At 58.4% G+C, this 6170-nt stretch carries 7 protein-coding genes; 1 reads left to right on the plus strand and 6 read right to left on the minus strand.

The window, feature by feature from the left end; all coding sequences use genetic code 11:
* Positions 1-162: 162 nt before the first annotated feature.
* Positions 163-306, plus strand: coding sequence for a hypothetical protein (locus AAAB35_RS13070; protein ID WP_340668704.1), 144 nt, complete (start codon positions 163-165; stop codon positions 304-306).
* Between the two features lie 18 nt (positions 307-324).
* Here the strand turns inward: AAAB35_RS13070 and AAAB35_RS13075 are convergent, their stop codons facing one another.
* The 6 genes from AAAB35_RS13075 to AAAB35_RS13100 all read right to left on the minus strand — a co-directional run.
* Positions 325-594 (minus strand): DUF1467 family protein, encoded by a 270-nt coding sequence (locus AAAB35_RS13075; RefSeq protein WP_340668705.1) that lies wholly within the window; start codon positions 592-594, stop codon positions 325-327.
* Complete coding sequence (mce, locus tag AAAB35_RS13080) at positions 595-999, minus strand: methylmalonyl-CoA epimerase (protein ID WP_340668706.1); 405 nt, start codon at positions 997-999, stop codon at positions 595-597.
* 10 nt (positions 1000-1009) lie between these two features.
* Complete coding sequence (locus tag AAAB35_RS13085; RefSeq protein ID WP_340668707.1) at positions 1010-2683, minus strand: ribonuclease J; 1674 nt, start codon at positions 2681-2683, stop codon at positions 1010-1012.
* A gap of 22 nt (positions 2684-2705) precedes the next feature.
* Positions 2706-3545 (minus strand): biotin--[acetyl-CoA-carboxylase] ligase, encoded by an 840-nt coding sequence (locus AAAB35_RS13090; protein WP_340668708.1) that lies wholly within the window; start codon positions 3543-3545, stop codon positions 2706-2708.
* Positions 3546-3550: 5 nt separating this feature from the next.
* Positions 3551-4975: an NADH-quinone oxidoreductase subunit NuoN gene (nuoN, locus tag AAAB35_RS13095; RefSeq protein ID WP_340668709.1), complete on the minus strand. Its 1425-nt coding sequence runs from the start codon at positions 4973-4975 to the stop codon at positions 3551-3553.
* Between the two features lie 20 nt (positions 4976-4995).
* Positions 4996-6170, minus strand: a 1175-nt coding sequence (locus tag AAAB35_RS13100) for an NADH-quinone oxidoreductase subunit M (protein WP_340668710.1), incomplete at its 5' end; no start/stop codon positions are given.

Genomic DNA, 6170 nt, shown 5'->3' on the forward strand with positions numbered 1-6170 from the left:
ATTATCGAGGCTCGCAGGGACGCTGACGACGCATCACAAAAAACGGTCCCTTGAACCCGCGTGCCAGGCTACCTCAGGCCCACTTCACGCGCGAGACTTTATCCCGCGTCCTTCCTCGGATGCATACTAATCAATCCATGACAACCAAAAAGGAAACTTATCTTGAATCGCAATGGCCTTTACCTGATCGTTGGAGCTCTCCTCGTCGCCGTCATCGGATTGGGAATCTACATCTATCGCGAAGAAACCAAGCCCGCCGTCGAACTCAAGATCGGCGAAAAAGGCATTTCAATCGAACAAAACTGATAAGCGCGGAGCAGATCCCTATCCGGCTTGTGGGAACAGAACGGGGAAATTATCGACGCCAAAGCCATACTTCTGGTTCACGATGTAGAAGATCGCGAAGATAACCGCCGATATGATCGTCGTCAGAAGGAAGACCCTGCCCATGCGGTGCTTGTGCGGGGCGCTGGCTGGCGTTCCAAGGGTCACGTCATCTTCATCGCCCTGGGTACGCAGGCCGATCGGCAGCATGGTGAAAAGCGTCAGCCACCACAGAATGAAATAGACTGCCATTGCGGTCGCGATGGGCATTTACTCTTGCTCCAGTTCGATCAATGTCCCGTTGAAATCCTTCGGATGGAGGAAAAGAACGGGTTTGCCGTGCGCGCCGTTCTTAGGCTCACCGTCTCCGAGGATGCGGGCACCCTCTCGTTTTAGATGATCCCGCGCGGCAATGATATTCGCCACTTCGTAGCAGACGTGGTGCATGCCGCCGGATGGGTTCTTCGCGAGAAATGCTGCGATGGGCGAATCGGGCCCCAGCGGCTCGAGGAGTTCGATCTTGGTATTGCCAACGTCAATGAATACGACGGTCACGCCATGTTCGGGCAAGGCCTGCGGCTCGGTTAGCTTTGCACCTAGCATATTCCGGTAGGTGGCGGATGCGGCGCCAAGGTCAGGCACGGCAATGGCGATATGGTTGAGACGGCCCAGCACAGCGCTATTCCTACGGACGTGTCACGAAGACGGTGACGACCGGCTTTTTGCCCCAGACCTCGTTCGTCGCCGCCCGCACGGCGCGGCGCACCGCCTCGCGTACCATGCCTAAATCACGGCGCTTTTCGCGCGGGATGCTTTGCACGGCGCTGACCGCAGCGTCATAGAGCAGGTCCTCAAGGAGCTCGCCCTCTTCGTCACTTTCCGGCAGGCCAATAGGAACGATCTCCGGGTCTTCGATGATGTTGTAATTATCGTCAAGCAGCATCGAAACGGCCACGTGCCCAACATAGGCAAGCTTGCGACGCTCCACGATGCCGACCTCTTCCTCATCACCAATAAGCTTGCCATCCTTGACGAGCCGGCCGAATGGCGCCTGGTCGACGATCTCCGCCCTGCCGGGCGCCAGCCTCAGGATGTCGCCATTGCGCACCTGCGGGACCTCGGGAATGCCCGCCATCGCGGCGAGCGAACCCTGTGCAACAAGATGCGCTGCCTCCCCATGCACCGGAACAAGAATGCGGGGACGGACCCATTCATACATGCGCCTCAACTCATTGCGGCGCGGATGCCCCGAGACGTGAACCAGTTGGTCGTCGTCCGAAATGATCTGAACGCCCTGCTCTATCAAGAGATTCTTCGTCTCGATAATCGGCTTTTCATTTCCAGGAATGGTTCGGGACGAATAGATTACCAGGTCACCGGCAGAAAGCGCGACGTTGCGCATTTCATCGCGGGCAAGCTTTGCCAGCGCCGCGCGCGGCTCGCCCTGGCTGCCGGTAAGGATGATCACCATGTTCTCGCGCGGAATAAAGCCATAGTCGTCTTCCGACAGGAATTCAGGCACGTCGTCGAGATAGCCAAGTTCGCTTGCCACGTCGATCATTCGCTTCATCGACCGGCCCAGTACGAGAACTTGCCTGCCCGCATCGTGTGCCGCCAAAGCGATCGAGCGAATGCGGCCAACGTTCGACGAAAACGTCGTGATTGCAACGCGCCCCCGCGCATTCTCAATAATGTTGCGCAGGCTCTCGCCGACTTCGCGTTCGGAGGGCGATTCGCCTTCGCGCAATGCATTTGTCGAATCGCACATCATCGCAAGAACGCCTTCGTCACCCAATGCGCGGAAACGCGCCTCGTTGATCAGCGGGCCCATGGATGGCTCCGGATCCATCTTCCAGTCGCCCGTGTGGATGATCGTACCAAGCGGTGTCTTGATAGCGAGCGACACGGGTTCCGGGATCGAGTGGGTAACCGCCAGAGCCTCGAACTCGAACGGACCGACATTAAAAGTCTCACCGGCACGATAGACCGTCACTGGGATATCCGGCGCGCCTGGCTCCGCGTGCCGCTTTGCTTCGAGCAGTCCGGCAGTGAACGGCGTTCCATAGACTGGAACGTTGAGCAGCGGCCACAGATCGAGCAGTGCGCCATAGTGGTCCTCATGGGCGTGGGTGATCACGATACCCTTGAGATTTTGGCGCTCCGCCTGCAGGAAGCGGATATCGGGCAAGATGAGATCGGCACCGGGCAGCTCAGGGCCGGCAAAGCTGACACCCATGTCGACGACCACCCACTCGCGCTTGTGCGCGGGGCCATAGCCATACATGGCCAAGTTCATTCCGATCTCACCGACACCGCCAAGTGGAAGGAAAACAAGCTCAGCCTGATCGGAATTCGCCATCTATACTCCTAATAGCCGAATTCTATTCAGCCCTTGCGGACGCCACCGCACCAAAATGTACATCACCGGCCGCGATTTTTACCCGCTCGCCATCGCCGTCACGAATGACGAAGCGGCAGTCTTCATCGATGGTCTCGAATATACCACGCAGGACCGCCCCGTCGACTCGCACCGCAACTTCGCTGCCTAGGCCCGCCGCCCGCGCCAGCCAGCGCCTGCGAATCTCGGCAAGCCCGCGCCCGTCGTTCCAGACCCAGCTGTTCTCTTCCCAGGCGTCGGACAATGCCAGGAATAGGGTCTCGGCGCTGCAATCAGCACCAAGGCGGGCAAGCGACGTTGCCGGATAGGGAACGTCCTCAGGATAAGCCACGACATTGACGCCAATACCGATGACGATGGCAAAGCGATCGCCCGGCAGTTGGGTGGATTCAAGCAGGATACCCGCGAGCTTCGCCCCATCCGCAAGCAGATCGTTCGGCCATTTCAATTCAACCCGCAAGGATGAGGTGCCCCGGCCGCCATTGTTGGCGCCATCGAGACCCACCGAAAATTTCGTTGACGGGCAGACGGCATCGAGCGCATCCGCCAATGCGAGGCCGGCGACAAAGCCGAGCGTTGCAGCTGCCTTCAAGTCGAAAGAACCGGTGAGGAGCAGCGACGCTGCAAGGTTTCCGTGCGATGTCGCCCAGACGCGTCCGCGTCGTCCGCGCCCGCTCTCCTGTTTCTTTGAAACGATCCAGAGCTTTCCCGCATCTCCTGCAAGCGCTCGCTCAAGCGCTACGGCGTTGGTCGAACCGATTGTCTCGAAGGCTTCAAGGTGGTAGCCGTTTTGCTGGGCCAGAGGCGAAAGAGAAAAGCCCATATTCGTCAGAAAAAGGTTTTGGCGGCAGCTTCCGCATAGGTGCTGACCGGCCCACCCACGAGGACATAGAACAGTACCAGCAGACCGGAGACACCAAGAACGAGCCTCAGTTCGCCGGCGACCGGTTCGAAGGCACCCGCTGGTTCATCGAACCACATGATCTTGATAATGCGTAGGTAATAGAAGGCACCCACAACCGAGGCGACAATGCCGATGATCGCCAGCGCATAAAGGTTGGCCTGCATGGCGGCAAGGAAGGTGTACCACTTGCCCCAGAATCCTGCGAGCGGCGGAATGCCCGCGAGCGAAAACATCAGGATCGTCAGGATCGTCGCCATTATCGGATTGGTGCGCGAGAGACCGGATAGATCGCTGATCTGCTCGACATTGCCATCCTTGCGGCGCATCGCGAGGATGAAGGCGAATGTGCCAAGCGTGGTGACGAGGTATATAAGCATGTAGATGGCAACGCCGCGCACGCCGACGACAGTGCCGGCAGCAAGCCCAACGAGCGCGTAACCCATGTGGCTGATCGACGAATAGGCCATCAGCCGCTTGATGTTGCGCTGGCCGATGGCGGCGAATGCACCGAGCACCATGGAGGCGATGGCGATGAAAACGACAACCTGCTGCCAATCATGCGTAATCGGCTGGAACGTTTCGATGACAACGCGGGTCAGAAGGGCCATGGCGGCCATCTTGGGCGCCGATGCAAAGAAAGCCGTGACCGGCGTCGGCGCACCTTCATAAACATCGGGCGTCCACATATGGAACGGAACCGCTGAAATCTTGAACGCAAGCCCGGCCAGGATGAACACGAGCCCGAAGACCACGCCAAGCTGTCGCTCACCGCCGCTTATCGCCTGGGCAATCGCCTCAAAGCCTGTATGGCCCGTAAAGCCGTAGATGAGCGAAATGCCGTACAGAAGCATGCCGGACGATAGCGCACCGAGAACGAAATATTTCAAGCCGGCCTCAGTCGAACGGACATTGTCGCGGTTGATGGCGGCAACCACGTAGAGTGCGAGCGACTGCAATTCGAGGCCGAGATAGAGCGACAGCGTATCATTGGCAGAAATCATCAGCAGCATGCCAAGCGTCGCCAGTAGAACGAGGATCGGAAACTCGAACTTGTCGAACTTCTCTTCCTTGGCGAAACCCGCCGACATCACGAGCGTCACGACGGAGCCAACCAGCGTCAACACCTTCATGAAGCGCGAAAACGGGTCGCTGACAAAGGCGCGTCCGAAGACGTGGCCGTCCTGCGGGAACAGAACGACAAGCGCCAACGCGGCAAGCAGCAGCGCAACCGCAAGGCCGCTGACCAGACCATTTGCCCGCTCCCCGGAAAACGCACCAATCATCAGCAGCACGAGCGCGCCCGCCGCGATGAGCAGTTCAGGAGCCATAAGCGTCAAGTTGGCAATCATGTCGGTTAGGCCTCTTCCTGCTATTTCAGCGCCACTGTGGCAGCCGAGGACAGCGCATTATTGTACTGATTGATGATGGCGTGGACGGAGCTTGCCGTCGCGTCGAAGACCGGCATCGGATAGACGCCATAGAAGATCGTGAGGATCACCAGCGGATAGACTACCGCCTTCTCACGCGTCGTCATGTCGAGGAGCGATTTCAGGCTATCCTTCTCGAGCACCCCAAAGATGACGCGGCGATAGAGCCACAGCGCATAGGCAGCCGAAAAAATAACGCCGCTAGCCGCGAACAATGCAACCCAGGTGTTGACCCGGAAGACGCCAAGCAAGGTCAGGAATTCGCCAACGAAACCGGAGGTACCCGGCAATCCCACGTTCGCCATTGTGAAAATCATGAAGACCACGGCGTATTTTGGCATGTTGTTGACGAGGCCGCCGTAAGCCGAGATTTCGCGCGTGTGGGTACGGTCATAGATGATGCCGACGCAAAGGAACAGCGCGCTCGAGACGAGCCCGTGTGACAGCATCTGGAACAACGCACCCTGAATGCCCTGCTCATTGGCCGCGAAAATACCCATCGTCACATAGCCCATATGTGCGACCGACGAGTAGGCGATGAGCTTCTTCACGTCTTCCTGCATCAACGCGACGAGGGACGTGTAGATAATGGCCACAACCGAGAGCGTATAGATCAAAGGTGCAAAATCGGCCGAGGCAAGCGGGAACATCGGCAGGGAGAAGCGGATGAAACCATAGCCGCCGAGCTTCAAGAGAATGCCTGCAAGGATTGCAGAAGCCGCCGTGGGGGCTTCGACGTGCGCGTCCGGAAGCCAGGTGTGGACCGGCCACATCGGCATCTTGACGGCGAAGGAGGCGAAGAATGCCAACCATAGCCACGTCTGCATGGAGGCCGGGAACTTGTAGGCGAGCAACGTTGGAATGTCGGTCGTGCCGGCCTGCCAGTACATGGCCATGATCGCAAGCAGCATCAAGACCGAGCCGAGCAACGTATAAAGGAAGAACTTGAAGCTCGCATAGACGCGGCGCTTGCCGCCCCAGACACCGATAATGATGAACATCGGAACGAGCACGGCTTCGAAGAACACGTAGAAGAGCACGATGTCGAGCGCGCAGAATACGCCGATCATCAGCGTTTCCAGCACGAGAAACGCAATCATGTATTCCTTGACGCGGT

The sequence above is a fragment of the Phyllobacterium sp. genome (assembly GCF_037994425.1).
Lineage (GTDB): Bacteria > Pseudomonadota > Alphaproteobacteria > Rhizobiales > Rhizobiaceae > Phyllobacterium.